The sequence below is a fragment of the Tenacibaculum sp. MAR_2009_124 genome (assembly GCF_900105455.1).
GTDB lineage: Bacteria > Bacteroidota > Bacteroidia > Flavobacteriales > Flavobacteriaceae > Polaribacter.
This window is the reverse complement of record NZ_FNSF01000001.1, coordinates 1,611,893-1,637,306: the sequence shown is the minus strand read 5'-3', so window position 1 is coordinate 1,637,306 and position 25,414 is coordinate 1,611,893. Positions and strand designations below refer to the sequence as shown.

29 protein-coding genes are annotated in these 25,414 nt (G+C 31.7%); 21 read left to right on the top strand and 8 right to left on the bottom strand.

Going from position 1 to position 25,414, the window contains the following annotated elements:
* Window positions 1-27: 27 nt before the first annotated feature.
* The 3 genes from BLW23_RS06275 to BLW23_RS06265 all read right to left on the bottom strand — a co-directional run bounded on the left by BLW23_RS06275 (window position 28) and on the right by BLW23_RS06265 (window position 1,441).
* A complete protein-coding gene (locus BLW23_RS06275) occupies window positions 28-249 on the bottom strand; it encodes a DUF2795 domain-containing protein (RefSeq protein WP_093668347.1) in 222 nt (73 codons plus the stop codon).
* Window positions 250-347: 98 nt separating this feature from the next.
* Complete coding sequence (locus BLW23_RS06270; RefSeq protein ID WP_093668346.1) at window positions 348-920, bottom strand: cob(I)yrinic acid a,c-diamide adenosyltransferase; 573 nt, start codon at window positions 918-920, stop codon at window positions 348-350.
* An 86-nt stretch (window positions 921-1,006) separates the two neighbouring features.
* Entirely contained in the window at window positions 1,007-1,441 is a 435-nt protein-coding gene (locus BLW23_RS06265; RefSeq protein WP_410529742.1) for an acyl-CoA thioesterase, read from the bottom strand.
* Between the two features lie 179 nt (window positions 1,442-1,620).
* On the opposite strand from BLW23_RS06265, the gene dnaA reads away from it, so the two are divergent.
* From dnaA to BLW23_RS06250, 3 genes are all read left to right on the top strand, one after another.
* A complete protein-coding gene (gene dnaA, locus BLW23_RS06260) occupies window positions 1,621-3,045 on the top strand; it encodes a chromosomal replication initiator protein DnaA (RefSeq protein WP_093668345.1) in 1,425 nt (474 codons plus the stop codon).
* Window positions 3,046-3,117: 72 nt separating this feature from the next.
* On the top strand, window positions 3,118-3,564 hold the full coding sequence (locus BLW23_RS06255) for a low molecular weight protein-tyrosine-phosphatase (RefSeq protein WP_255362745.1): 447 nt from the start codon (window positions 3,118-3,120) through the stop codon (window positions 3,562-3,564).
* 4 nt (window positions 3,565-3,568) lie between these two features.
* The gene (locus BLW23_RS06250) at window positions 3,569-4,273 is read left to right on the top strand and encodes an SAM-dependent methyltransferase (RefSeq protein WP_093668468.1); all 705 of its coding nucleotides are present in this window, start codon (window positions 3,569-3,571) and stop codon (window positions 4,271-4,273) included.
* Window positions 4,274-4,303: 30 nt separating this feature from the next.
* Here the strand turns inward: BLW23_RS06250 and BLW23_RS06245 are convergent, their stop codons facing one another.
* The 4 genes from BLW23_RS06245 to dapF all read right to left on the bottom strand — a co-directional run bounded on the left by BLW23_RS06245 (window position 4,304) and on the right by dapF (window position 7,429).
* Window positions 4,304-4,936 (bottom strand): lytic transglycosylase domain-containing protein, encoded by a 633-nt coding sequence (locus tag BLW23_RS06245; RefSeq protein WP_255362744.1) that lies wholly within the window; start codon window positions 4,934-4,936, stop codon window positions 4,304-4,306.
* Between the two features lie 171 nt (window positions 4,937-5,107).
* Window positions 5,108-6,136 (bottom strand): endolytic transglycosylase MltG, encoded by a 1,029-nt coding sequence (mltG, locus tag BLW23_RS06240; RefSeq protein ID WP_093668344.1) that lies wholly within the window; start codon window positions 6,134-6,136, stop codon window positions 5,108-5,110.
* Window positions 6,129-6,653, bottom strand: coding sequence for a GNAT family N-acetyltransferase (locus BLW23_RS06235; RefSeq protein ID WP_093668343.1), 525 nt, complete (start codon window positions 6,651-6,653; stop codon window positions 6,129-6,131). Before BLW23_RS06235 ends, mltG begins: the two co-directional genes overlap by 8 nt.
* Window positions 6,653-7,429 carry a diaminopimelate epimerase gene (dapF, locus tag BLW23_RS06230; RefSeq protein ID WP_093668342.1) on the bottom strand — a complete coding sequence of 259 codons (777 nt, stop codon included), beginning with the start codon at window positions 7,427-7,429 and terminating at the stop codon, window positions 6,653-6,655. The genes BLW23_RS06235 and dapF overlap by 1 nt, the downstream gene beginning before the upstream one ends.
* A gap of 131 nt (window positions 7,430-7,560) precedes the next feature.
* Between dapF and BLW23_RS06225 the strand changes: the two genes are divergently transcribed.
* The 9 genes from BLW23_RS06225 to BLW23_RS06185 all read left to right on the top strand — a co-directional run bounded on the left by BLW23_RS06225 (window position 7,561) and on the right by BLW23_RS06185 (window position 16,438).
* Window positions 7,561-8,940 (top strand): trypsin-like peptidase domain-containing protein, encoded by a 1,380-nt coding sequence (locus BLW23_RS06225; RefSeq protein WP_093668341.1) that lies wholly within the window; start codon window positions 7,561-7,563, stop codon window positions 8,938-8,940.
* Window positions 8,941-9,071: 131 nt separating this feature from the next.
* The gene (locus BLW23_RS06220) at window positions 9,072-10,514 is read left to right on the top strand and encodes a glyceraldehyde-3-phosphate dehydrogenase (RefSeq protein ID WP_093668340.1); all 1,443 of its coding nucleotides are present in this window, start codon (window positions 9,072-9,074) and stop codon (window positions 10,512-10,514) included.
* Between the two features lie 100 nt (window positions 10,515-10,614).
* On the top strand, window positions 10,615-10,989 hold the full coding sequence (locus BLW23_RS06215; RefSeq protein ID WP_093668339.1) for a lipocalin-like domain-containing protein: 375 nt from the start codon (window positions 10,615-10,617) through the stop codon (window positions 10,987-10,989).
* Between the two features lie 167 nt (window positions 10,990-11,156).
* Entirely contained in the window at window positions 11,157-11,729 is a 573-nt protein-coding gene (locus BLW23_RS06210; protein ID WP_093668338.1) for a DinB family protein, read from the top strand.
* Between the two features lie 21 nt (window positions 11,730-11,750).
* Entirely contained in the window at window positions 11,751-13,748 is a 1,998-nt protein-coding gene (gene ligA / locus BLW23_RS06205) for an NAD-dependent DNA ligase LigA (RefSeq protein WP_093668337.1), read from the top strand.
* A gap of 21 nt (window positions 13,749-13,769) precedes the next feature.
* Window positions 13,770-14,438: a lysoplasmalogenase gene (locus tag BLW23_RS06200; RefSeq protein WP_093668336.1), complete on the top strand. Its 669-nt coding sequence runs from the start codon at window positions 13,770-13,772 to the stop codon at window positions 14,436-14,438.
* A 63-nt stretch (window positions 14,439-14,501) separates the two neighbouring features.
* Window positions 14,502-15,200 carry a lysoplasmalogenase gene (locus BLW23_RS06195; RefSeq protein ID WP_093668335.1) on the top strand — a complete coding sequence of 233 codons (699 nt, stop codon included), beginning with the start codon at window positions 14,502-14,504 and terminating at the stop codon, window positions 15,198-15,200.
* Window positions 15,201-15,222: 22 nt separating this feature from the next.
* Complete coding sequence (locus tag BLW23_RS06190) at window positions 15,223-15,942, top strand: helix-turn-helix transcriptional regulator (protein ID WP_093668334.1); 720 nt, start codon at window positions 15,223-15,225, stop codon at window positions 15,940-15,942.
* Between the two features lie 37 nt (window positions 15,943-15,979).
* Window positions 15,980-16,438 carry a GyrI-like domain-containing protein gene (locus BLW23_RS06185; protein WP_093668333.1) on the top strand — a complete coding sequence of 153 codons (459 nt, stop codon included), beginning with the start codon at window positions 15,980-15,982 and terminating at the stop codon, window positions 16,436-16,438.
* A 69-nt stretch (window positions 16,439-16,507) separates the two neighbouring features.
* Here BLW23_RS06185 and BLW23_RS06180 read toward each other — a convergent pair whose 3' ends face one another.
* On the bottom strand, window positions 16,508-16,894 hold the full coding sequence (locus BLW23_RS06180) for a DoxX family membrane protein (RefSeq protein ID WP_093668332.1): 387 nt from the start codon (window positions 16,892-16,894) through the stop codon (window positions 16,508-16,510).
* A 160-nt stretch (window positions 16,895-17,054) separates the two neighbouring features.
* Here BLW23_RS06180 and BLW23_RS06175 point away from each other — a divergent pair, with 160 nt between their 5' ends.
* From BLW23_RS06175 to recN, 9 genes are all read left to right on the top strand, one after another.
* A complete protein-coding gene (locus tag BLW23_RS06175; protein WP_176829764.1) occupies window positions 17,055-18,071 on the top strand; it encodes an esterase-like activity of phytase family protein in 1,017 nt (338 codons plus the stop codon).
* A gap of 64 nt (window positions 18,072-18,135) precedes the next feature.
* Window positions 18,136-18,648: a DUF6913 domain-containing protein gene (locus tag BLW23_RS06170; protein ID WP_093668330.1), complete on the top strand. Its 513-nt coding sequence runs from the start codon at window positions 18,136-18,138 to the stop codon at window positions 18,646-18,648.
* Window positions 18,648-19,523 carry a 4-hydroxy-tetrahydrodipicolinate synthase gene (gene dapA, locus BLW23_RS06165; protein WP_093668329.1) on the top strand — a complete coding sequence of 292 codons (876 nt, stop codon included), beginning with the start codon at window positions 18,648-18,650 and terminating at the stop codon, window positions 19,521-19,523. The genes BLW23_RS06170 and dapA overlap by 1 nt, the downstream gene beginning before the upstream one ends.
* An 85-nt stretch (window positions 19,524-19,608) precedes the next feature.
* A complete protein-coding gene (locus tag BLW23_RS06160; RefSeq protein WP_093668328.1) occupies window positions 19,609-20,121 on the top strand; it encodes a ferritin in 513 nt (170 codons plus the stop codon).
* A gap of 215 nt (window positions 20,122-20,336) precedes the next feature.
* Window positions 20,337-21,158, top strand: coding sequence for an outer membrane protein assembly factor BamD (locus BLW23_RS06155; protein WP_093668327.1), 822 nt, complete (start codon window positions 20,337-20,339; stop codon window positions 21,156-21,158).
* Window positions 21,159-21,161: 3 nt separating this feature from the next.
* Window positions 21,162-21,482: a DNA-directed RNA polymerase subunit omega gene (locus BLW23_RS06150; protein ID WP_093668326.1), complete on the top strand. Its 321-nt coding sequence runs from the start codon at window positions 21,162-21,164 to the stop codon at window positions 21,480-21,482.
* A 2-nt stretch (window positions 21,483-21,484) separates the two neighbouring features.
* Window positions 21,485-22,693, top strand: coding sequence for a bifunctional phosphopantothenoylcysteine decarboxylase/phosphopantothenate--cysteine ligase CoaBC (gene coaBC / locus BLW23_RS06145; protein ID WP_093668325.1), 1,209 nt, complete (start codon window positions 21,485-21,487; stop codon window positions 22,691-22,693).
* Window positions 22,686-23,576 carry a type IX secretion system protein PorD gene (locus BLW23_RS06140; protein ID WP_093668324.1) on the top strand — a complete coding sequence of 297 codons (891 nt, stop codon included), beginning with the start codon at window positions 22,686-22,688 and terminating at the stop codon, window positions 23,574-23,576. Before coaBC ends, BLW23_RS06140 begins: the two co-directional genes overlap by 8 nt.
* Window positions 23,577-23,648: 72 nt before the next feature.
* On the top strand, window positions 23,649-25,304 hold the full coding sequence (recN, locus tag BLW23_RS06135) for a DNA repair protein RecN (RefSeq protein WP_093668323.1): 1,656 nt from the start codon (window positions 23,649-23,651) through the stop codon (window positions 25,302-25,304).
* Window positions 25,305-25,414 lie beyond the last annotated feature (110 nt).

The following is a 25,414-nucleotide window of genomic DNA, read 5'->3' as shown; positions in this document are numbered from 1 at the left end:
GTAATGAGACTTTTTTATATTGTTTTTTTAATATTCATCTTCGTTCCAAAGATAATCTTCTTCGGAGGGGTAATCCGGCCATATTTCTACAATAGAGTCATAAGCTTCACCTTCATCTTCAATGTCTTGCAAGTTTTCTACAACTTCCAATGGTGCTCCTGTACGGATTGCATAATCGATTAATTCATCTTTTGTTGCTGGCCAAGGCGCATCTGCTAGATAAGATGCTAATTCAAGTGTCCAATACATTTCTTTATCGGTTTTTTTGATTTCCGCAAAAATAATTTTTTTTTCTAAAAAGTCAAGTTTTTTTTGAAAAATCTGTTGTTATAAATAAAAGAACTTCACTATAGCTTCTCAGGAACCCATTTAATTTCCTCAGCTTGTAGATCTTTAGTCAACTTTCGTGCCAACACAAAAAGGTAGTCAGAAAGTCGGTTTAAGTACATTAAAATGGTGTCATGAATAACTTCTTCGTCGTTTAAAGCTACTGATAAACGTTCTGAACGTCTACAAACACATCGCGCAATATGACAGAATGACACAGTTTGGTGTCCTCCAGGTAGAATGAAATGTGTCATAGGAGGGAGCTCCTCATTCATTTCGTCTATTTCGTTTTCTAAAAACTCAATAGATGATTCATTTATTTTTGGAATGTTTAATCGTTCTTTTCCATTCTTTAATGTCTCTTTTTCAGGAGGGGTAGCAAGCATAGCTCCTAATGTAAAAAGATCACTTTGAATTTTTACGAGACTTTTCTTTATGTGATTGCTTACTTGCTGGTCCTTTATAAGTCCTATATAAGAATTTAATTCGTCGACGGTTCCATAGCTCTCTATACGAAGATGGTGTTTTGGAACACGACCACCTCCAAATAAAGCGGTAGTACCTTTATCTCCAGTTTTTGTATATATTTTCATTCGTTATTTTAATAATTCAATATAAATAAATATAACATTAAGATATGGATATATGTTTGTATGTTATATCTTCAGTTTTATTGCTGTTATTTATCTTGAGTTGTTGTATTTTTTGTTAATTTGTTTAGAATGTATTCTGGGCAACGAGTTGGTTTCATTGTTGCCGCATTTACAAAAGCTAAAGTAGTATTAGCACTACATAAAAGTTCATTTTTTTCATTTAAAATTTCATAATCAAATTCAATTTTTACTGTTGGTGTTTTTTTTAAAATAGTATGAATGGTAATTAACTCATCATAATAGGCCGACTTTTTAAAATTGCAGGTCAGTGAAATTACTGGCAGCATAACACCACTTTCTTCAAGTAGCTTGTAAGTTGTTCCTAAACTGCGTAACCATTCTGTTCTACCTACTTCTAAAAAACTGGCATAATTACCATAGTAAACGACTCCCATTTGGTCTGTTTCATTATATCTTATTCTGACCGATGTTGTGTTTTTATACAATGTGTTTTTATACAATGTGTTTTATTTTATATATGTTAGAATAACAATACGTAAAAAAAAAAATAATAATCAATAGTGATTTGGTTTTTTTTTACTGAATTTTATTCACACTTTTGTTCCTCCGAATATGTGATTTTAGAGTCCCCTATAATCTGAATAATTTTAACAAAAAATTTAATCCTTTTTTCACCAATATGACTAAAACAGCTGATTCAGTTTGGATGGAATGTTTGACCTTTATAAAGGACAATATCAAGCCACAAGCATATAAAACGTGGTTTGAACCGATTAAGCCGGTAAAGTTATCTGGGGAAGCTTTAACTATTCAAGTTCCGAGCAAATTTTTTTACGAGTGGCTGGAAGAACATTATATTAAATTGTTGCGTGTTGCTTTGGTAAGGCAGCTAGGACACGAGGCAAAATTAGTATATGATGTTCGTATGGAGAATACATATAGTAGTAACAATCCACAAACTGTAAAAATACCTAGTTCTAATAGAAATCCAATTAAACCACAAAAGGTAACCGTACCTCTTGAGTCTAAAAGAGAACTCAAAAACCCGTTTGTAATTCCTGGCTTGCAAAAGGTGAAAATAGAATCTCAATTAAATCCAAATTATAATTTTGTAAACTTTGTAGAGGGTGATTCAAATAGGTTAGCTAGATCTGCAGGAATGGCAGTTGCTAACAAACCTGGAGGAACATCATTCAATCCATTGTTAATATACGGAGGAGTTGGTTTAGGTAAAACCCACTTGGCTCATGCCATTGGTGTTGAAATAAAAGATAAATATCCTGATAAAACAGTGTTATATATCTCATCAGAGAAATTTACGCAACAATTTATTGATTCGGTAAAATCAAATACAAGAAATGATTTTATTCATTTTTATCAAATGATTGATGTGTTAATTATTGATGACGTTCAGTTCTTATCGGGTAAAGCCGGTACGCAGGATGTGTTTTTTCATATTTTTAACCATTTGCATCAAAACGGTAAACAAGTAATTTTAACTTCTGATAAGGCTCCTGTGGATATGCAGGATATAGAGCAGCGCTTATTATCTCGCTTTAAATGGGGATTATCAGCAGAATTACAATCACCAGATTACGAAACAAGAATTTCAATTCTTCAAAATAAACTCTATAGAGATGGAGTTGAAATGCCAGAAGAAATTGTAGAGTATATTGCCAAGAACATAAAATCTAATGTTAGAGAGTTAGAAGGTGTTATTATTTCAATGATAGCTCAAGCTTCTTTTAATAGAAAAGAATTTACGATTGAACTTGCTAAGCAAATTGTTGATAAGTTTGTTAAGAATACAAAGAAAGAACTTTCTATTGATTATATTCAGAAGGTAGTTTCTAAGTACTTTGATATGGATGTGGCAACATTGCAATCAAAAACGAGGAAAAGACATATTGTTCAGGCACGTCAGTTAGCAATGTATTTTGCGAAAAGAATGACTAAGTCTTCTTTAGCAAGCATTGGAAGTCAAATTGGTAAACGTGATCATGCTACGGTATTACATGCTTGTAAAACTGTAGATAATTTAACTGAAACGGATAAGCAGTTTAAGAAATATGTTGAAGATTTAACTAAAAAGTTAACTTTATAACTCAAAAGCGATTGTAGAACTTTACTGCTTTTAAGTAGTAAAGTTTGGTCTGCATTTTAAAACAATATATAGATGAAAATACTTATGGTTTGCTTGGGGAATATTTGTCGATCCCCATTGGCTGAGGGTATTTTAAAGTCTAAAGTATCTTCTGAAAATGTTTATGTAGATTCTGCCGGAACTGCTGGTTATCATATTGGTGAGTTGCCAGATAAAAGATCTATTGCCGTTGCGAAGAAGTATGGTATTGATATTACAGATCAGAGGTCTAGAAAATTTTCAATTGCTGATTTTGATACCTTTGATACTATTTATGCGATGGATGAAAGCAATTATCATAACATCGTTTCTTTGGCTCGAAATGATGAAGATGCTGAAAAGGTAAAATTAATATTAAAAGAAATCTCAACGAATAACATTATGAACGTTCCTGACCCATATTACGGAGGAGATCAGGGCTTCGAAAATGTTTATAATATGCTGGATGAAGCTTGTGACGTAATTGCTTCTAAAATTTAAATCAATGAAAGGTAAGTTATATTTAATTCCAACCACTTTAGGAGATACAGAACCTTTAGAAGTAATGCCTATCTCAGTAAAAAAGGTAATTGAACAATTAGATCATTTCATTGTTGAAAACGAAAAATCGGCGAGAAGATTTATTAAGAAAATTACTCCTGCGAAATCTCAAGGTTCACTTCAATTAATGTTATTAGATAAGTATTCCGATGAAATGGAAACGCAAAACTATTTAAATGTTTGTGATGAAGGTGTTTCGGTAGGTTTACTTTCTGAAGCAGGGGTTCCCGCTGTTGCTGATCCTGGCGCAACTATAGCGAAGTTAGCACATGAAAAAGGGATTCAGGTAGTACCGTTAGTTGGGCCTTCCTCTATTTTACTTGCCATTATGGCCTCTGGGATGAATGGACAAAGCTTTGCTTTTAATGGATATTTACCAATTGATAAATCGGATAGAAAAAGAGCAATAAAAGAGTTAGAAAAAATTTCAAAGGAAAAGGATCAGTCCCAAATTTTTATCGAAACTCCTTATAGGAATGAGAAAATGTTAGCAGATTTATCCGCGGCACTTTCTCCCCAAACAAGACTTTGTATTGCTTGTGATATAACATTACCTACCGAATACATTAAAACACTACCAATAAAAGAGTGGAAAAATGAAAAAGCCGATTTACATAAGCGCCCTGCTATTTTTATAATTCACAGATAACGATTTCATAAATCGACTTTTAAAAATATATTATACTTTCGCGTGTTTATTGGCGATAATATTTGAAACGTCGTAGCCTTTAAATTTCCTTAAATAATGTTGTATTGATGTTCCAAAAGCATCATTAAAGGTAAATTTCCCATATGATCGAAGGTATTTCTTTACATTGCCTGCACCACTTAAGTGAGCTGCGGCTAAAATTCCCGATTCGGTAATTCGAATACCATTTATTTTTTTACCGACAAATCGTTTTATATCTCTTCGTAAAATCCATTTGTTTACTTTACATAATGCGGTAAAAGTATTTTCCTGTAGTTCTGGATTCTTTAGGAAATTTGAGGTATTGTATATTCTAAATCTTTTTAATGTAGATTTTCCAAATTGATATTTTCCTAAATAACCAAGTTTGTTAACTACGGTATAACTTCCTTGAGATTCTTTAAAAGCTAAAGCTTCTCTAAAGCCAATAAAATCTTTTTGTAAAAATGGAAAGTTAAACTCCTCTTTAAAAACAACCTCCGATATAGGTTTGACTGTAATTGTAATACTTTCCCCTTTTTTCCCTTTTGTTGGATTTTTTGTAAAACTTGTGAGTATAAAAAATCCTAAAAAAACAATTACTAAATGTTTGATAATTAGATACTTTCTGTTTAGCGAGGGCAAAGGTACAATAAAATTACAATATAACTAATAACCAGTTGATTATGGTTTTTTACAATATATAAAATCCTAAGAAAAACACTGCGATTTTGCTCATTTAGAGATTTACAGAGTCGTTTAGTTTCAGATAATCAATTAAATATCTGTTTTTATAAGAATAAAATATTGTTAAAATTATCGATTAATCCCTCGTTGACTAATCCATTTTTGATATTTTGTTGCATTTCTGTTATGTTGAGCAAGGGAATTAGCAAACTCATGAAAACCAATGTTTTCTACACTAGCGCACATATAGTAATAATTATGTTTTTTGTAATTTAAAACGGCATCAATAGCAGAAATGTCCGGCATTGAGATAAGTGTAGGAGGAAGACCAGTGTTTTTGTAAGTATTGTATGGTGAGTTAATAGTAAGATCTTTATTCAAAACTCTTTTTACAACAAATTCTTGTCCATTTATTTGTTTTAAGCAATAAATAATTGTTGGATCTGCTTGAAGTGGCCAGTTACCTTTTAATCGGTTTAAGTATAATCCAGCAACTATTGGGCGTTCACTTTTTTGAGCAGTTTCCTTCTGTACAATAGAAGCTAACGTAAGAACTTCAGCTTTGGACAAATTCAAGTTCTTCGCCTTTGCAATTCTTTTTTCATTCCAAAAACGATTGTATTCTTTGAGCATTCGGTTTCTGAATTTTTCAGATGAAGTATTCCAGTATAACTCATAACTATTAGGAATATACATACCAAGAGCGGATTTTTCATTGAATCCATTTGATTCTAAAAAATCGGAGTCTTTCATGCTTTGTAATAATGAAATCGAATCTGCTTCTATTTGTTTTGATATTCTTCCTGCAAGTTTTTCCAGAGTATCTTGGTTGTTAAAGGAAAGTTTAATAGGTTTTTGCTTACCAATTCTTAAAAGATTAACAAGATCATTTAAACTCATTCCTTTTTTCAGTTCATAGCGACCACTTTTTGGATTTACATAGTTTTTCTTTTTAGCGACCCATTTAAAGTTAGAGGGATTATCAATGAATTGATTGAGTTTTGATGCAACATCGCTTAAATCATCAGTTGATTTTATTAAAAGAAGCCCATTCTTTGTAATTGCTTTTCCAAAGATTTTGTTGTAGAAGCTAAACCCCACAATTATAGCGGTTGTCAAAACAACGGCTATAATTCCTAAAATAATTTTTTTATTCATTGATTCGTTGAAATAAAATTTCGTCTTTAAATTTTCCTTGATTATAAATCCAGTCTTTTTTGATCCCCACTTCAGTAAAGTTTTTACCTCGAAACAAATGTAAGCTATTTAAGTTATCGGATGCAATATTTGCATAAAGCTGGCGTAAATTTAGGTGTTTGAAACAGTACTCAATTAAATGATCGAGAGCTTCATTTGCGTGTCCTTTTTTCTGATAATCAGGATGAACTAAAATGCCAATTCCTGCACGTTTGTGTTGAGGACTAAAATCGAATAAATCAATCATACCAATCGGAAGTGAATTATTGGAAAGCTCTATAATTAGGCGTAACTGTTTGGCTTCATATATGTCTAAATGTGAGTTTTGTAAATACTGCTTTAGTAAAAAACGAGAAAAAGGAGTTTGTGTATTACTTATCTCCCAAAACTGTTCATTATTTTCAATATCGAATAAAAAAGACAAGTCTTCCGGCTCTAAGGCTCTTAAATTAATATGTTTTCCTTTTAAAGTGTGCATTAAATAGCTATTTCCCCTTTAAAAACAAAGGTAGCGGGTCCGGTTAAAAAAATGTTGGTATAACGATCATTATTTTTTTGAAAAGAAACAGCGAGTTCACCACCTTGAACTGGAAGAGTTAGAGAAGTTTCCTTGGTCTTTTCAGAAGCATGCATGGCAAGAGCAACGGCAGTTACACCAGTTCCACAAGCTAATGTTTCATTTTCTACACCTCTTTCATAGGTTCTGACTCTAAAAGTAGATGTATTTATTTGTTCTGCAAAATTTACATTACTACCTTCCTTACCGTATATATTATTGCGAATATTTCTTCCTTTTGTAAAAACATCAAAAGAATCTAAATTTTCCACCAATTCTACATGATGAGGAGAACCTGTATTAGCAAAACAATAAGTGTCATATATAGCAACTTCATCAACATCTATCATTTGTAAAGAAACGATACCGTTTTCAATAGAGGCATGATGTAAACCATCAATAGCAATAAAAGTGGTTTCTTTTTCGAATAGCTGCAATTTATGAGCGAAAGAAACAATGCATCTTCCTCCATTTCCGCACATAGTACTTTCATTACCATCAGCATTATAGTATACCATTCTAAAATCGGTATCCTTATCATTCTCTAATAAAATCATTCCATCAGCACCAATTCCAAAATAACGATTGCACAATGAAGCAATAATGCTAACGTTATCTTTTGGAAAGATGTTTGATCTATTGTCAATAATAACAAAATCGTTACCTGTACCTTGATATTTATAAAAAGTCAAATTCATAGGGCAAAGATACGTATTTACGTGTTTATTTTTCATTGTTAAATAGCGGTTAAAAATCGTTAAAATCAAGTTAAACAGATTCTGTTAAAATGTTAAAATTGTATATTTGAGTAACTAATTATTGTATGTATATGAAGAAAATTTTAGGAATTTTAGTAGTAGCGTTTATTGGAGGGGCGGCATCGCTTACAGGATACAAAATGTTTTTAGAAGAACCTCAAGTGATTATTAAAGAGGAGTTACCAGCTTTACAAACTGTAAAGACTAATTATACAACACCTACTTTAACTACGTCTTCAGTACCAACTAATTTTACTGAGGCTGCAGAAAGTACGGTGAATGCCGTAGTCCATGTAAAAAACACGGCTTTACGAACACAACAGAATCCATGGTTAGAGCATTTCTTTGGAAGGGGAAGCGGTACAAGAAAATTTGAACAAGTAGGAACAGGAAGTGGGGTAATTATTTCTCCGGATGGATATATTGTAACAAATAACCATGTTATTGAAGGCGCATCAGAAATTGAAATCACTTTAAACAGTAGAAAGAAACTAAAGGCTGAACTTATAGGAACCTCAAAAGACAATGATATTGCTTTATTAAAGGTTGACATAGATGAAGATCTTCCTTACTTACCATTTGCAAATTCGGATTTTGTGAAAATAGGTGAATGGGTATTGGCTGTTGGAAATCCTTATAATTTAACATCTACAGTTACTGCAGGAATTGTAAGTGCTAAAGGACGTGATTTGGATGGGAATACAAATACGGAATCATTTATTCAAACTGATGCCGCTGTAAACCCAGGGAATAGCGGAGGAGCTTTGGTAAATACGAGAGGTGAATTAATTGGAATTAATACAGCTATTACTTCAAAAACGGGATCTTTTATTGGATATTCTTTTGCAGTACCATCAAATATAGCTAAAAAAATTATTGATGATTTATTAGAGTTTGGAGCTGTACAAGAAGCTATTTTAGGTATCGGAATTGATCAAGGAGATAAAGAGATACAAGGAGTTAAAATTGGGTCAATAGATGAAAATAGTGAAGCATTAAAGGCAGGTTTAAAAGAAGGAGATGTAATTACCAAGGTTAATAATGTGAAAATTTCAAAGTTTTCTGACTTAAAAGGTCAACTAACGGCAAAAAGACCAGGGGATATTATTGATGTAACTGTTGATAGAAATGGAGATGAATTGGTTAAAACGGTTAAATTGATTAAAAGAATTGTAGTACCAACGAGTAAAGTTCTTGGAACGCAGTTTAAGGATTTAACTGAGAAAGAGAAGAGAAAGTTCAATATAGATGGAGGAGCGAAAATTACAGCTTCAGTGAATCCATATTTTGAAGATTATGATGGTTTAAAAGGATATATTTTAACCAAAATAAATGGAGAAAATGTAACTTCAGCGCAACATGCAGTTGAATTATTAGATAGTAATGCAAAGAGACGTTATATATTTGAAATGATCACCCCAGAAGGGAAAACAGAAATGTTCAGATATTAAAAAAATAAGTCTATAAAATAGAAAAAATCCTGTCCTTAAAAAGATAGGGTTTTTTTATTTCAAAAAACTTACGAAATCGATTGAAATATGTATTTTTGCACAAATTTTTTAAAATTAGTTAACACACAACTATGTCAACAATAATAAATTACGAAAGTGAAGTAGCCAATCAAACTCAGGTAAGAAGAGCTACTGTTGAATTTATCAATATTGTAAACAATTTATGGTATGATAAATCAATAGAATTGGTTTTATTTCGAAATCCATTAGTTGATAAGAGAGCTAGTGAAGTTCTTAATTTGATCAATTATGCAAAAGAGTTTGTTGCGAAGCCAATTTCTATCATAGATGCTCTTGAAATAGCCAAAGCAATACAGTCAATTGATTTGCCAGCCTCAAAGTTAGATATAGGGAAATTAGCGTACGAATATCATTTAACAGATAGTTCGAACTTAGATAAAGTTGATTTCGTAAAAAATCAATTAAAAGATGCTACTGAAGCAGCTCCTTTTAAGCCTAAAGATGTTGTTTTATACGGTTTCGGACGTATTGGACGTTTACTAGCTCGTGAGTTGAGTAGTAAAATGGGGAAAGGTTCTCAGCTACGTTTACGTGCTATTGTAACAAGAGGAAAAATAGATCAATCTGTTTTAGAAAAAAGAGCTTCATTATTGAGTGTTGATTCAGTTCATGGAGACTTTTTAGGAACTGTTCAGGTAGATGCAGAAAACAACGCGTTAATTATTAATGGTACGACCGTTCAGATGATTTCTGCGAGCCAACCAGAAGATATTGACTATACAAAATACGGAATCAATGATGCTTTAATTATTGATAATACAGGAGCGTTTAGAGATAAAGAAGCGTTAAGCCGTTTATTAGCTTCAAACGGAGCAAGTAAAGTATTGTTAACAGCTCCAGGAAAAGGTATCCCTAATATTGTTCATGGTGTTAACCACTTAGAAAACAATCCTGATAATATCGATATTTTCTCAGCGGCTTCATGTACAACAAATGCTATAACTCCGGTATTGAAAGTTATTGAGGATAATTTCGGAATAAAGAAAGGACACCTAGAAACAATTCATGCATATACAAATGACCAAAACTTGGTAGATAATATGCACAATAAATACAGAAGAGGTAGAGCTGCTGGATTAAATATGGTAATTACAGAAACAGGAGCAGGAAAAGCAGTTTCAAAGGCATTACCAGCTTTAGAAGGTAAATTAACTTCAAGTGCAATTCGCGTACCCGTACCAAATGGTTCGTTGGCAATTTTGAATTTACAATTAAACTCTAATGCAACTGTTGATTCGGTAAATGCTATAATGAAACAATACGCATTGGAAGGAAGTTTAGTTGAACAAATTCAATATTCATTAAGCAATGAATTGGTGTCTTCTGATATCGTTGGTACAACAGCACCTTCAATTTTCGATAGTAAAGCTACCATTGCAGAAGGAGATACTATTGTTATTTACGTGTGGTATGATAATGAGTATGGATACTCTCATCAAGTAATGCGTTTAGCAAAACATATAGCAAAAGTACGTAGATATACCTACTATTAAGAAAACTTTAAATAAGTACAATATTAAGCCGAAACATGGAAATGTTTCGGTTTTTTTTTATATTTGAGTTTATTAACCTTATATAATCCCCCGAAATAGTATGAAAAAAGCTTTGGCATTTTTTGTTTTTGCTGTTGGTTTTACAATAGCATCTTATGCTCAGGAAAGTTCTGATCAGTCATTTTTAACTTCTGGAAAATGGAAAATTGAATCTTTAAAAATTGGAGAAGAAAAGGAATCCTTTGCTGACTGCAACAACAGTTGGTTGGTTTTTCAAGAAAATGGAAGTTACAAAATGATGATGAGAAAAAATGAAAAATTAGGTCAATGGACTTTGGAGAATAATGAAACAGTATTAAAGTTTGAAAACCAAGGAGCTATTGATAATTTTAAAATTTTAAAGCTAACTGACAAAGAGTTGTTGTTTTCTGCAACAGACCAAGATGTGGTATATACCATGACTTTAAAAAAGTAAAGTGTATTTATATAAAATATAAACCGAGGTAAATTCCTCGGTTTTTTTATGCCTAATTTTATCAGTTAAAATGTATAAAAGTTTTCCTTAACTTAGCCAATATAACTGCAGTGAAATATGTTTTTACGAGTAGTTCATTTTTAGTATTATAGATAATTAGATTTTAAATGAGAGTTGTATTAAGTTTTGTAATGTTGTTTACTATGGGGAAAATAAATGCTCAAAAATTGCCGTATTATGAAATACCTGAAGCTCCTAAAGAGTATACGCAAGGTACTGTAGCTGCGAGAATGGTAGATGGTTTAGGTTTTCGTTATTATTGGGCAACAGAAGGACTGAAACCTAAAGATTTATCGTATAAACCGAATCAAGAAGCGAGGTCAGTTCGTGAGACCTTAGAGCATTTATTAGTATTATCCGTAATGACTCTAAGTGCGGTAGAAGGGAAGGAGGTAGTTTTTGAAAAAAGTGATGATCTTGTGTTTGATGATTTAAGAAAAAAAACGCTTCAGAATTTTAAAAAAACTAGTGATATTTTAAAGAAGTCAAATGACTTGTCAAAGTTTGTGATGAAAATCCCAAGAGGTGATAACACGGCTGAATTTCCCTTTTGGAATCAATTAAATGGACCTATTGCCGATGCTATTTGGCATGTTGGTCAGATAGTATCATTCAGAAGATCTTCTGGAAATCCTTTTCCTAAAGGAGTGAGTTTATTAACGGGTAAGGTTAAAAAATAATTAAATAGCTATATTTTTTCGATGACAATAAAGGATAGGATAGAAGGATTGAGAGAAGAATTACGTGAACATAATTATAACTATTATGTTTTAGATAATGCCACAATTACTGATTATGAATTTGATATAAAATTAAAAGAACTTGAAAAACTAGAGAATGAACATCCCGAGTTTTTCGATTCAAACTCTCCAACACAACGCGTGGGGGGAGATATCACAAAAAACTTCAATACAATAACCCATAAGAATAGAATGTACTCTCTCGATAATTCTTATTCGAAGGAAGATTTATTAGATTGGGAGAAACGTTTACAAAAGAATTTAGGTTCGGTTGAAATTGAATACACCTGTGAGTTAAAGTATGATGGAGCTTCGATTAATTTAACCTTTGAAAATGGGGAGTTTTTAAGAGCGGTTACAAGAGGCGATGGATTTCAAGGTGATGATGTAACAACGAATGTTAAAACAATTAAATCGATTCCTTTAGTACCAAAAAAAGATTTCCTTTCGAATTTTGAAATGAGAGGAGAGATTATTTTACCATTGGAAGGGTTTAATAAAATGAATGAAGAGAGAGTAGCAAATGGAGAAGAAGCATATCGAAATCCAAGAAATACTGCAAGTGGAAGTTTAAAGTTACAAGATAGTTCGGAAGTAGCGAAAAGACCTTTAGATTGTTTGTTATATCAGGCAGTAACAAATGAAAGAAAATATAAAACACATTACGAGAGTTTAGAAGCTGCGAGAAATTCAGGGTTTAAAGTTCCAGAAACAATTGTGTTAGCTAAAAGTATTGAGGAGGTTTTTGAGTTTATTAATGCATGGGATGAAAAGCGTCATGATTTACCATATGAAACCGATGGAGTTGTAGTTAAGGTAAATAGTTTACAACAACAAGAAGAGTTGGGGTATACGTCAAAATCACCAAGATGGGCAATTGCTTATAAGTTCAAAGCAGAACAAGTAACTACGGTTTTAAATGAAATTACTTATCAAGTCGGGAGGACAGGAGCTATTACACCCGTAGCAAATTTAGAATCGGTTCATTTAGCGGGAACCATCGTAAAAAGAGCTTCGCTACACAATGCCGATCAAATAGAAAAACTTGACATTAGAGTAGGAGATACTGTTTTTGTTGAGAAAGGAGGAGAAATAATTCCTAAGATTATCAAGGTAGATTTCGCTAAAAGACCATCAGATTCATTACCAACAAAATATGCTGCAAATTGTCCTGAATGTGGTACAGAATTGATTAGAACGGAAGGAGATGCCAAGCATTACTGTCCTAATGAGTTCGGTTGTGCTCCTCAAATAACTGGTAGAATTCAACATTTCATTTCACGAAAAGCTATGGATATTGATGGGCTAGGTGGTGAGACTGTTGATTTACTTCGAAAAGAAGGATTGGTTAAAAATTATGCTGATTTATATGAGTTAACCAAAGATCAGGTGATTCCATTGGAAAGGATGGCAGAGAAATCTGCTCAAAATATGATTGATGGAATTGAAAAATCTAAAGAAATTCCATTTGAAAAGGTATTGTTTGCACTCGGTATTCGTTTTGTAGGTGAGACTGTTGCAAAGAAATTAGCAAAGCATTTTAAGTCAATGGATAATTTGATGAGTGCTAATTTAGAAATATTAATAGCTGTAGATGAGATTGGAGAACGAATAGCACAAAGTATTATTGATTTTTCCTCAAATGAAGGAAATAAAGAGTTAGTTAAAAGGTTGAAATCTTTTGGTGTACAACTAGAAGTTTCTGCTGAAAGTTTAGAAAATCAAACAGATAAATTACAAGGAAAAGCATTTGTCGTTTCTGGTGTTTTTCATCAATTGAGTAGAAACGAACTTAAGAAAGCTATAGAAGACAACGGAGGAAAGGTAAGTAGTTCCATTTCGAAAAAGACAGATTATGTAATTGCAGGTGATAATATGGGGCCGAGTAAATTAGAAAAAGCTCAAAAGCTTGAAGTTCCAATTATTTCTGAACAAGATTTTATAGATATGATAAATTAATAATATAATGAGAGTGTTACAATGAATAATCAAACGAAAATTATATTATCGCACCTCCTTTTTTTAATTGTAGGAGCCATTGACGTTTATGCTGTATTTGTTAGTAACAGAAGTCTTGAACTCATTTTTAAGCCATTTTTAATGATCACCTTGTTGATCGTTTATTTTTCTGGAGTTAATAAACCCAATACTTGGTTTATTGTTAGTTATTTCTTTTCATTTTGGGGAAATGTGTTTCTCATTTATGAAAAGAGTCACCTTATTTATGGTTTAGTAACGTTTCTTATTGTGCATTTAATATATATTAAGATCATAATTGGTTTTTTAAAAAAGGATTCCATTTCTAGAGTCCTTGTTTTAACGATCCCGTTTTCATTATTATTTCTTGCCGTAATGTATTTTATATTTAACAATCTTGGCAATATGATGTTTCCAGTAATATTGTATGGAGTTGTGATTGCTATTTTTGGAGTAGTATGCTTACTTAATTATCTGCAAGAAAGTAAAGTAGAGAACCTATGGTTACTCATTGGTAGTACTTTGTTTATTTTTTCGAATATTTTTGTAGGGTTTGATAATTTTTATGGCTCCTATCATTTCGTTAACATTTTATTGATAACGTTATATATTATAGCTCAATATTTTATATGTAAAGCAATGATAGCAAAAGGAAACAATAGCTTGTTATAGTAAAAGAAAATAAATTTTCCCGCTGTTTTTAGCTTGAAATCGTATAAATAATTAAATTTTAAAATGTCAAAACAAATCAAATTAACCATTGCAACATTGTTATTTTTATTGATAGCCATTACTGATATATTTGCGGTAATTACGAGCAACAAAATCCTTGAAATTATATTCAAACCACTCTTGATGACAACATTGGTAGTTGTGTATTTGGTAGGAGTGAAAAAGCCAAACTTTTGGTTTGTAAGTGGTTTATTTTTTTCATTTTGGGGAGATGTGTTTTTATTAGATAAACAAAATTATTTTTTGTTTGGTCTGGCATCATTTTTAATGGCACATATAATATACATCAAAATTACCATAGGTTTTTTAGAAAGGCACTTAACGGCTAAGATGATAAGTTCAGCTATTCCATTTGTTTTATTGTTTGTAGGCGTGTTGTATATTACTTATTCGAATTTAGGAGATTTATTGATTCCTGTTATAGTTTATGGGGTTACAATCGCAGCTTTTGGAGCGGTAACATTACTTAATTATAGACAAAGTAAAAGCACAGAAAACTTATGGTTGCTATTAGGTTCAGTTTTATTTGTTTTGTCAGATAGTTTAATAGCGTTAAATAATTTCTACAATCCAAGCCATTTATTTAGCATTTCAATAATTGTATTGTATATCATTGCGCAATATTTTATTTGTAGAGCAATGATATCAAAGAATCAATTAATCGATATTAAATTTGCTGAAGATTTACAAGGAGAAGATTAATATTCTACTTAAAAAATAGTACATGGAAAAGCCGCGTATAGCTAGGTTAACCCAAATCGTAATACAATTACAATCAAAACGGATTGTTACTGCAAGAGAACTGGCAGAAAAGTATCAGGTGAGTATTCGAACGATTTATAGAGATATTAGGACACTTGAAAACTCTGGAGTTCCAATTACTACGGAAGAAGGAAAAGGGTATACTTTAGTAGAAGGGTATCAATTACCTCCAGTAATGTTTTCTGAAGAAGAGGCGAATGCATTAATCACAGCGGAGCAGTTAATTCTTAAAAATAGGGATGCCTCTTTGATTGAAAATTATAAGAATGCTATTACGAAAATAAAAGCAGTTTTAAAATTTTCTCAAAAAGATAAAGCTAATTTATTATCAAAAAGAATTGCGTTCAGAGCAAATATAACGGAAGAGCGATCTAGTAATTATTTGATTCAAATTCAAAAAGCTATTACTAGCTTTAATTTATTAGAACTTGAGTATAATTCACTGGAGAATAAGTTTACAAAAAGAGTTATTGAACCTTTCGCTTTGTATAGTACGAATGAAAATTGGTTATTGATTGCTTTTTGCCGTTTCAGGAATGAATTTCGTGCTTTTAGACTCGATCGCATGCAAAAGTTGGTTCATAATATTGAAACTTTCGAACCTCATGACATGACTATTCAACAGTACTTCGAAATGTGTAACGAAAAATATCTATCCTCCCCTGACAAAGGGCTGTCATAACTCAAGTATATTTTTGTTTTGAATTTAAAACTAAAATATGGAAACAATACAAAAAGATCAGTTTTATGTAGTGGGTATATCGGTTAGAACTTCTAATGAGAATCAAAAAGCGAAAGAAGATATACCTATGCTTTGGAACCAATTTATGACAAAGGACATGAAAGGTGTTATAAATAATAGAATTGATGACACCATTTGCGCAGTATATACTAATTATGAATCGGATCATACCAAGCCTTACGATACAGTTTTAGGCTTTAGAGTGTCTGATTTGGATAATATTCCAGACGGAATGGTTGGCATTGCAATTGAAAATTCTTCTTATCAGAAATTTTTAGCCCAAGGAGATCTTACCAAAGATGTTGTGGTGAATAAATGGAAAGAAATATGGGGAATGGACTTAAATAGAAAGTATACTGCGGACTTTGAGTTGTATGGAGAAAAAGCGAAAGATCCATCAAATGGGGAAGTCGAAATTTTTATTGCAATTTCTTAGAAAGTAAAAAACCATTGGTTTCTTTTTATACAAAAGAAACTAATGGTTAGTAATTAAACAAACAATAATTTAAATTTTATTTAGAAATGGAACATCCTTTTTATTTAAAATTAATAAAATACCTCCAATAACGAATGTTGCTATAGCTGAAGCAAATAAAATACCTCCATCGCCGTTATGTTCAATTCCTATTTTTGTTATGTGACTCATAATAGCACCTCCCATTAAGCCTATGGTCAAAATCGCGCCTACCCATGTTTTACTTGGAACAAATAGTAAAATTGAAGCTATGAGCTCAATTATGCCAGTCCCAATTCGCATTATAGCTTCATTTTCTCCAGCAACTATTGTAAAAAGATCAATACTTTCTTGTGCTCCAGAAAATTTAAAAAATAAGGTTTGAAGCATGATAATGGCCGCTATTACTTTTAACAAGAACGGAATATGTTTTTTCATGTTTTCGTGTTTTAGGATTTAGACGGATAAAATTCTAAACCTTACATAGATAAATACTATTTTAGCACTTTTTATTGCTAATTGTACTATAATGATAGGTAAGAAATATTGGTGTTTCCTAATAATTGGAATCAGTTTTTTGGGATGTAAAACTAAGAGAATGCAACTACGTTTTCTAGATGAGTATGTTTTTCAAGATTCTGTTGTTTTTGAAGAATCAGTAATTGGTGGACTATCAGGAGTTGATAAAAACAAGAGTACCTATTATTTTGTTGTAGATGATTCAAAAAAACCAAGAGTTTTAAAGGGGGAAATAGTTATTGAGAATGGAAAAATTATAGATGTTTCTTTTAAAAAAACAATATTGATAAATGATACTATAAATGGGTTTTATCAAAAAGAAATATTGGATTTAGAGTCGGTTTTTGTCGACTCTAAAGGAAATTTGAATGTAACAAGTGAGGGCTCTATAAAAAATAATAAAAGACCTACCGTGTTTGTAACGGATTCTTTAGGTAGTTTTGTTGAAGAAGTACTTTTACCCGATTATTTAGGTGATATTGATGTAGGTAAACATAGGCATAATGGGGTTTTTGAGGGATCTAGTAAGTCTATTGATGGAAGAGGTTTTTGGGTGTCTTTAGAAGCTCCTCTTAGGATAGATGGAGAAGAACCTTCCTATAGTAAAAAAAAGTCTCCTATAAGAATTACGTATTTTGATTCTAAAGAAAAGAAGGCCACGAAGCAATATGCTTATGAATTGGAATATCTTGAAAAGCCAGCGAAAGGAGATATTAATTTGAATGGAGTAACGGCTATTTTAGAGTTTGGTAGAGGAAAGTTTTTTGTTGTTGAAAGAATTTATCAAAGTGGTTATGGGAGTTATGGAAATACCATTCGAATTTTTAAGGCGAGTGCAGATAATGAAACAACGAATACATTGGGGGTAAAATCTTTGAAGAATTCAAATTATATACCGTTAAAAAAGGAGTTGTTGTTTGATTTTGAATGGGTAAAAGCCGAATTAATGGAAGGGGTTATAGATAATATAGAAGGAATTTGTTTTGGAGATGTTTTACCTAATGGGAATAAAACATTACTTTTAATTTCCGATGATAATTTTCAATTATATGGAAAGCAACTTAATCAATTCATATTGATGGAAATAGTAGAATAAAATTTTTGAAATTTCAAAAAAATAATCACCCTAATTATTAAAAAAGATTACAAATTACAAATAAATGATAGGTAATTTTAAGTACAAGTCCATTGAAAAACAGTACAATAAACTTAAAGAGAAGAATATAGTCTCCAATAATAAAGGAGGGAAGGTAAAATCAGTAGCGGTTATTTTAGATAATGCTTCACTTGAGAATGTAATAACATCTAATTTAGCGAGTAAGTTAAACTTTGATAAAAAAAATATAACTTTTTTAGTCTATCGAAATTTTTCGAAAAAAGATGAGGAAGTGCCTAAGTTCTTTACAGAAAAAGAAATTGGTTTTAATGCAAGTTTGAAATCTGACAATTTGAAAAACTTTGTTAAAAATGATTATGATTTGCTTATAAATTATACAAAATCGTCTAATCTATATACTAATGTAATAACTTTGCATTCGCAAGCGAAGCTAAAAGCTGGCTTTGCAGGTATTGATGATAAACTCTTTGATATAGTGGTGTCAGATGCTACATTTAATGAAGCAGTTTTAAATCAAGAATTAAAAAAATATTTAACGATTTTAAATAAAATATAATGCAAGAGTTTGTGGGAATGGGAGTTGCTTTAGTGACACCGTTCAACGAGGATTTGAGTGTAGATTTTGGCGCTTTAAGAAAATTAGTTACTTACAATATAGATAATGGAACAGACTATTTAGTTATAAATGGTACAACCGCCGAAAGTGCTACAATTACTAAAGAAGAGAAAATTGAAATAATAAAGGTAATTGTTGAAGTTAATGAAGGACGTTTACCTTTAGTTCTTGGTGTTGGAGATAATAATACACAAGTGGTAGTTGACGAACTTAAATCATTAGATTTAACAGGCATTGATGCCGTGTTATCTGTGGCTCCTTACTATAGTAAACCAACGCAAGAAGGTTTTTACCAGCATTTTAAAGTGGTAGCTGAGGCTAGTACAAAACCTGTTATTTTGTATAATGTACCAGGTAGAACAGCTAAAAACATGTTGCCAGAAACAATATTGAGACTTGCTAGAGATTACGATAATGTAATAGGAGTTAAAGAAGCTGGAAACATTCAACAGCAGTATTATGAATTATTAAAGAATAAGCCAGAAGATTTTTTAATTATTTCTGGAGATGATGATTTGGCATTAGGTACAGTATTAGCGGGAGGAGCTGGAGTAATTTCTGTGATTGGTCAAGCTTTTCCGAAAGATTTCTCAGAAATGATTCGTTTAGGCTTAGAAGGAAAAAATAAAGAAGCTTTTGCCTTACACTATAAATTAATGGATTTGATTGGGTTAATTTTTGAAGAAAACAACCCAGCAGGAATAAAGTCGGTACTAAAAAAGCTAACTATATCAGGAGATAGTGTTAGATTGCCATTAGTGCCAGCAAGTTCGGATTTACAAAATAGAATAAATGATTTTATAGATCATTTATAGAATTAATGAGATTATAATAGAAAGGCCATAATGTTAATTATTATGGTCTTTTTTTGCATCTTTGCAAATCAAAAAACAATCAACTATGTTGTCTAAAAAAATAGAAGAAGTACTAAATAAACAAATTAGAATAGAGGCAGAATCTTCACAAGTATATCTAGCTATGGCATGTTGGGCTGAAGTTCAAGGGTTTGAAGGAGTGGCTCAATTTATGTTTGCACATTCAGATGAAGAAAGAATGCATATGTTAAAGTTAGTTAAGTTCGTGAATGAAAGAGGCGGACATGCACAAATTTCTGAATTAGCAGCACCTCCAACTGAGTTTGGTTCTTTTAAGAATATGTTCGAAACCTTATTCAATCATGAAGTAATGGTTTCTCAATCGATTAACGATTTAGTTCATATTACTCTTGAACAAAGAGATTATGCAACCCATAACTTTTTACAGTGGTATGTTGCTGAACAAATAGAAGAGGAAGCTCTAGCAAGAAATATTTTAGATAAAATTAATTTAATTGGTGACGATAAAGGTGGTTTATATCTATTTGATAATGATGTAAAACAACTTGTGGCTGCTGGGACCAATGCGCCACAATAGTATTAACATACATTTATGAGTTCTTTACCTTTTTTGTAACAGAATATATAGTTTATTGCACTCATAAATAGAGAGTTTACGAACTGACATAAAATGGATTATTATTTATGAGTAAAAACATTGAAAAAATTCAATACTATTACTAAAAAATTGAATCTAAGTAAGTGAGTGAAAAATCTTTTTATTAATCCATTAATAATACTTAATTTTGCCAGATGCGAAAAAATAAAAATTTAGCTTTATTATTTATACTTATGTTGGTATTTACTTCGTGTGGAGAGTACCAAAAGGTGTTGAATAAAGGAACTACAGAAGAGCAGTATAAAATGGCTGTGAAAATGTATGAATCTCAAAAATATAGCAAGGCGTTACGCTTATTTGAGAAAATTACACCTTCATATAGAGCAAAACCACAAATGGAACGTATTCAGTTTATGGTTTCTCAAGCTAATTTTAATGTGAAGAACTATAGTTTAGCTGGATATTATTTTGATCGCTTTGCAAAGAATTACCCAAAAAGTTCGAAAGCCGAAGAAGCTGAGTTTTTATCGGCATTAAGTTATTATAAGGCAGCTCCTGCGTTTAGTTTAGATCCAACGGATACTAATAAAGCATTAGATGCATTTCAGAGGTTTATTGATAAATATCCTGATTCGGGTAAGTTAGTTGAAGCAAATAAGTATTACGGAGAATTACGATTAAAATTAGAAGAAAAAGCATTTGAAATAGCAAAAACTTATTACAGAACAGCTAGATACGATTCTAGAAATTACAGAGCGGCAATTGTAGCTTTTGATAACTTGTTATCTGAATATTTAGGAACAAGTTTTAAAGAAGAAGCTTTGTATTACAGATTAAAGGCTGCTCATGATTTTGCTATTAAAAGTACTCCGAGAAGAAAGTTAGTAAGAATTGAAGAAGCTGTAAAGGCATACAATAAATTGAAGAGAAACTTCCCAGAGTCAAAATTTTTGGGAGATTCGGATAAGATGTTAGCAGCATTACACAAGGAACAAGAACAATTAGTTAAAAGTTAAATAATGGATTATAAAGAAACGAAAGCACCTGTAAGTACAATAACTTATGATAAAGAAGCTATCGAGGCACCAACTGAGAATATCTATGAGGCTATTTCTATTATAGCAAAGAGAGCGACTCAAATTAATTCTGATTTAAAAAAGGAATTGGTAGATAAACTTGACGAGTTTGCCACTTATAATGATAGTTTAGAAGAAGTTTTTGAAAACAAAGAGCAAATAGAGGTTTCTAAATTCTATGAGCGTTTACCTAAGCCACATGCAATTGCAGTAGATGAGTGGTTAGATGGTGACGTTTACTTCAGAAAACCGGACAATAAATAATTATGTCTGTACTAAGCGGTAAGAAAGTTTTACTAGCCGTTACCGGAGGAATAGCCGCATACAAAACGGCGAGTTTAGTCCGCTTATTTATAAAATCAGACGCAGAAGTCAAAGTAATCATGACTCCTGCGTCTAAAGATTTTATTACTCCACTTACATTATCTACACTTTCTAAAAATCCAGTTCATTCTACATTTTATGATGAAGAGGAAAATGATTTATGGAATAATCATGTTGAGTTAGGTCTATGGGCTGATATTATGATAATAGCCCCAGCAACCGCAAATACCTTATCAAAAATGACTAATGGTATTTGTAATAACTTGGTATTAGCTACTTATTTATCAGCTAAATGTCCCATATATTTTGCACCAGCAATGGATTTGGACATGTATAAACATCCTTCAACGAAAAACAGTTTAGAGAAACTTCAGAGTTTTGGAAATATTATGATTCCTGCAACTTCTGGGGAGTTGGCAAGCGGTTTAGTTGGAGAGGGAAGAATGGCTGAGCCGGAAGATATCGTATCTTTTATCGAAAAAGATATTGCATCTAAGCTACCGTTAAAAGGTAGGAAAGTTCTAATTACAGCAGGTCCAACCTATGAAGCTATTGATCCTGTGCGATTCATTGGTAATCATTCTTCTGGGAAAATGGGATTTGAAATAGCGAAATCAGCAGCAAATCTTGGAGCCGAAGTTATATTGATTACCGGTCCGAGCTCTCAAAAGGTAAAGCATTCCTTTATAACTAGAGTAAATGTGAAGTCGGCTGGAGATATGTATAAGGCATGTCATGAACACTATAAAAATACTGATATTGCTATTTTGTCGGCAGCTGTTGCTGACTATAGACCAAAAAATATTGCAGACAAGAAAATAAAAAAGAAGGATGCTGCGTTAACTATTGAGTTGGAACCAACAAAAGACATTTTAAAGTCGTTAGGTGAGATAAAACAGAATCAATTATTAGTGGGCTTTGCGTTGGAAACCAATAACGAGATGGAAAATGCAAAAAGTAAGATCACTAAGAAAAATTTAGACCTTATTGTATTAAATTCTTTAAGAGATAAAGGAGCTGGATTTGCTACTGATACAAATAAAATTACTATTATTGATGAAGGTTTAAATGCAAAAGAATTTGATCTTAAACCTAAAAATGAGGTTGCTAACGACATAATTAACGAAATAATATCAAAATTACATGCGTAAGTTTTTCTTTTTTACATTCATTTGTTTTATATCACTGTCGGTAAATTCGCAGGAGTTAAATGCTTTGGTTACTATTAATACTGAGAAAATTCAAAGTTCTAATAAACAAGTATACAGCACACTTGAAACTGCGTTAACAGAATTTATTAACCAGAAACAATGGACCAATAAAAAGTTTAAACTACAAGAACGCATAAATTGCGCATTTACTATCATTGTGAATGAGCAAAATGGGAATAATTTTTCTGCAAGTTTACAGATCCAGGCTACACGACCTGTTTTTAACTCTTCTTATACCAGCCCTATATTAAATATTAATGATCTAAATTTTAATTTTAGATACAATGAATTCGACCCGTTGATTTATAATCCTAATGTATACGACTCGAATTTAGTTTCAATGATTGCGTTTTACGCATATGTTATTATTGGAGTAGATGCTGATACTTTTGCTGAAAAAGGAGGGCAAGATTACTTAAAGCAAGCTGAAAACGCTATGTTACAAGCGCAATCTAATGGCGAGTCTGGTTGGCAAAATCAAATTGGAGAACAAAATAGGTTTGCTCTAATAGATAGTTTATTAGCCGAAAAATTCGCAGCTTTGAGGTCGATATATTATAATTACCACCGAAATGGTTTTGACAGTATGACGAATAACGTTGATGAGGCGAAGCAAGCGATTGAACGAAGCGTTATTAATCTTGATAAATTGCACAATATTACGGTAGGGAATTATATGATCCGAATTTTCTTAGATGCAAAAGCGGATGAAATTGTAAGTGTTTTTTCTGATGGAAAGCCTACTAGCAATCAGCAAAAGATGTTAACTGTACTACAAACAATTTCCCCAACCTATGAAAATAAATGGGAAAAAATAAAATAAGTTTTACTGCTTAATTTACATTTCCTAATTCAGACAAAATTCTTACTTTTATTGCATTCAAAGAGTTAGAATTTGCTTACACACTTATCAATACATAATTATGCTTTAATCAGTCAGTTATCCATTGACTTTACAACAGGGTTATCCATTATTACCGGAGAAACTGGAGCAGGAAAATCAATTTTATTAGGAGCTTTAGGTCTTGTAATGGGAAATAGAGCTGATTTATCATCTTTAAAAAATACAGAGAAAAAATGTGTTATTGAAGCGGAGTTTGCATTGAAAGGCTACGATCTCAATAATATTTTTGAAGAACTAGATATAGATTATGAAGATGATACGATTATCAGAAGAGAAATTTTACCTTCAGGAAAATCAAGAGCGTTCGTAAACGATACACCAGTGCGTTTATCTGTTTTATCTGCACTTAAAGCTCAATTGATTGATATACATTCACAACATCAAACATTAGAATTATCCGATGAAGGTTTCCAGTATTCTATATTAGATGCTCTTGCTAAAAATAGTGCAAAAATGGCTTCTTATAAAAGAGGTCTGAGAAAGTATAACAGCATAAAAAAAGCACTTAAAGAACTTCAAGAAGAAGCGCAAAAATCTACTGAGCAATATGAGTATAACTTGCACTTGTTTAATGAACTAGAAGAGGCGAATTTACAAATTGGAGAACAGGAAAAGTTAGAAGAGAAGTTAGATAAATTAAATAATATTGAAGATATAAAACTGAATTTATCGGAAAGTCTCCATATTGTTAGTAATGATGATATTGGGTTACAATCTCAGCTAAATTTATTGGAAAATAAGTTGCAGAAAATTAGCAGTTATTCGTCGGATTATGAGACTCTCTTCTCTAGAATAATGAGTGTTAAAATTGAATTAGATGATGTTGTTTCTGAGTTGGAATCTGAAAATGAAAAAGTAGATTTTAACCCGTCTGAGATAGAGGAACTTAATGATAGATTGCAGCTAATATATGGCCTTCAGAAAAAACATACTGTTGGGAGCATCAATGAGTTACTTAAGATTCACGAAGATTTAGGGAAAAAAGTGGCTCAAGTTGAGGGTGCCAGTGATTTAATACAAAATAAGGAAAAAGAGATTGAGGAAGTCGGAATTAAACTTGATGACTTAGCCAATGTGATAATGAATAAAAGAAATAAAGCTATTGGTCCACTTCAGAAGCAATTGAAATATTTGTTAACGGAGTTAGGAATGCCAAATGCGGAGTTTCTAATAGAGGTAAAGCCGAGTGAATCTTTTAACAGTTATGGAAAGGATCAGCTGTCGTTTTTATTTTCAGCAAATAAAGGAGGTAATTTTGGAGAGTTAAAGAAGGTCGCTTCAGGAGGAGAACTATCCAGAATAATGTTATCAATAAAAAATATTCTTTCAAAAAACATAAAACTACCAACAATTATATTCGATGAAATTGATACAGGGGTTTCTGGGGAGGTTTCAAATAAGATTGCTGCAATTATGAATGATATGGCGAATCATATGCAAGTAATAACAATTACTCACTTACCTCAAATAGCTTCACAAGGACAGCAACATTATAAGGTTTACAAAGGAGAGAATAATGGAGTAACTACATCAAACTTAAAGTTGCTAAATTATGATGATAGGGTAGCGGAGATCGCTGAAATGTTAAGCGGTAAAGATTATTCAGAAAGTGCCTTAACTCATGCAAAAGAATTACTAGCCAAATAGAGAGTGAAATAATTCAATTATAAACTGTTTATAAAGGAAGACCAAAGAATCAGCATTAAATGTTGATTAAGGGTAAATCAAAAAGAACAAATTAACTTAATTAAGATAAA

Coding starts and splice junctions, on each gene's coding strand:
- BLW23_RS06275 (WP_093668347.1), bottom strand. CDS start 249: ATGTATTGGACACTTGAATTAGCATCTTATCTAGCAGATGCGCCTTGG.
- BLW23_RS06270 (WP_093668346.1), bottom strand. CDS start 920: ATGAAAATATATACAAAAACTGGAGATAAAGGTACTACCGCTTTATTT.
- dnaA (WP_093668345.1), top strand. CDS start 1,621: ATGACTAAAACAGCTGATTCAGTTTGGATGGAATGTTTGACCTTTATA.
- BLW23_RS06255 (WP_255362745.1), top strand. CDS start 3,118: ATGAAAATACTTATGGTTTGCTTGGGGAATATTTGTCGATCCCCATTG.
- BLW23_RS06250 (WP_093668468.1), top strand. CDS start 3,569: ATGAAAGGTAAGTTATATTTAATTCCAACCACTTTAGGAGATACAGAA.
- mltG (WP_093668344.1), bottom strand. CDS start 6,136: ATGAATAAAAAAATTATTTTAGGAATTATAGCCGTTGTTTTGACAACC.
- BLW23_RS06235 (WP_093668343.1), bottom strand. CDS start 6,653: ATGCACACTTTAAAAGGAAAACATATTAATTTAAGAGCCTTAGAGCCG.
- dapF (WP_093668342.1), bottom strand. CDS start 7,429: ATGAATTTGACTTTTTATAAATATCAAGGTACAGGTAACGATTTTGTT.
- BLW23_RS06225 (WP_093668341.1), top strand. CDS start 7,561: ATGAAGAAAATTTTAGGAATTTTAGTAGTAGCGTTTATTGGAGGGGCG.
- BLW23_RS06220 (WP_093668340.1), top strand. CDS start 9,072: ATGTCAACAATAATAAATTACGAAAGTGAAGTAGCCAATCAAACTCAG.
- BLW23_RS06215 (WP_093668339.1), top strand. CDS start 10,615: ATGAAAAAAGCTTTGGCATTTTTTGTTTTTGCTGTTGGTTTTACAATA.
- BLW23_RS06210 (WP_093668338.1), top strand. CDS start 11,157: ATGAGAGTTGTATTAAGTTTTGTAATGTTGTTTACTATGGGGAAAATA.
- ligA (WP_093668337.1), top strand. CDS start 11,751: ATGACAATAAAGGATAGGATAGAAGGATTGAGAGAAGAATTACGTGAA.
- BLW23_RS06200 (WP_093668336.1), top strand. CDS start 13,770: ATGAATAATCAAACGAAAATTATATTATCGCACCTCCTTTTTTTAATT.
- BLW23_RS06195 (WP_093668335.1), top strand. CDS start 14,502: ATGTCAAAACAAATCAAATTAACCATTGCAACATTGTTATTTTTATTG.
- BLW23_RS06190 (WP_093668334.1), top strand. CDS start 15,223: ATGGAAAAGCCGCGTATAGCTAGGTTAACCCAAATCGTAATACAATTA.
- BLW23_RS06185 (WP_093668333.1), top strand. CDS start 15,980: ATGGAAACAATACAAAAAGATCAGTTTTATGTAGTGGGTATATCGGTT.
- BLW23_RS06180 (WP_093668332.1), bottom strand. CDS start 16,894: ATGAAAAAACATATTCCGTTCTTGTTAAAAGTAATAGCGGCCATTATC.
- BLW23_RS06175 (WP_176829764.1), top strand. CDS start 17,055: ATGCAACTACGTTTTCTAGATGAGTATGTTTTTCAAGATTCTGTTGTT.
- BLW23_RS06170 (WP_093668330.1), top strand. CDS start 18,136: ATGATAGGTAATTTTAAGTACAAGTCCATTGAAAAACAGTACAATAAA.
- dapA (WP_093668329.1), top strand. CDS start 18,648: ATGCAAGAGTTTGTGGGAATGGGAGTTGCTTTAGTGACACCGTTCAAC.
- BLW23_RS06160 (WP_093668328.1), top strand. CDS start 19,609: ATGTTGTCTAAAAAAATAGAAGAAGTACTAAATAAACAAATTAGAATA.
- BLW23_RS06155 (WP_093668327.1), top strand. CDS start 20,337: ATGCGAAAAAATAAAAATTTAGCTTTATTATTTATACTTATGTTGGTA.
- BLW23_RS06150 (WP_093668326.1), top strand. CDS start 21,162: ATGGATTATAAAGAAACGAAAGCACCTGTAAGTACAATAACTTATGAT.
- coaBC (WP_093668325.1), top strand. CDS start 21,485: ATGTCTGTACTAAGCGGTAAGAAAGTTTTACTAGCCGTTACCGGAGGA.
- BLW23_RS06140 (WP_093668324.1), top strand. CDS start 22,686: ATGCGTAAGTTTTTCTTTTTTACATTCATTTGTTTTATATCACTGTCG.